Source organism: Pseudoalteromonas sp. GW168-MNA-CIBAN-0100 (assembly GCF_040309225.1).
Taxonomy (GTDB): domain Bacteria; phylum Pseudomonadota; class Gammaproteobacteria; order Enterobacterales; family Alteromonadaceae; genus Pseudoalteromonas; species Pseudoalteromonas arctica.
This window is the reverse complement of the sequence record NZ_JBEOOL010000192.1, coordinates 1-388: the sequence shown is the minus strand read 5'-3', so window position 1 is coordinate 388 and position 388 is coordinate 1. Positions and strand designations below refer to the sequence as shown.

1 protein-coding gene is annotated in these 388 nt (G+C 38.9%); it reads left to right on the top strand.

All coding sequences use genetic code 11. The annotated features are described in order from the left end of the window. Positions 1-388: DUF21 domain-containing protein (locus AAEY62_RS20680; RefSeq protein ID WP_350636138.1), on the top strand; the 388-nt coding region annotated here is incomplete at both ends.

Sequence of the window (388 nt, the reverse complement as noted above, 5' to 3'; positions counted from 1 at the left end):
CTATTGCTATTACTATTATTGGCGAAATTACACCACAGGCGTATTTTTCACGTAATGCGTTAAAAATGGCCAGCATGTTGTCGCCGTTAATTAAGTTTTATCAATTACTGTTTTATGTCGTTGCTAAGCCTACAGGGCTAATACTCGATGCTTGGTTAGGCAAAGAAGGTATTACCTACTTTGCAGAGAGTGAGCTCAGAGGTATTATTCGTAAGCACATAGAAGCTGAAGAAGCCGATGTACAGCACGTAGAAGGTATTGGTGCACTTAACTTTTTTAGTTTAGATGAAATTAGTGTTACTCAAGAAGGCGAAGTGATAGATCCCGACTCAATCATAGCGTTACCAACCAAGCTTGATTTACCAATATTTCCTGAACTAACACTCAG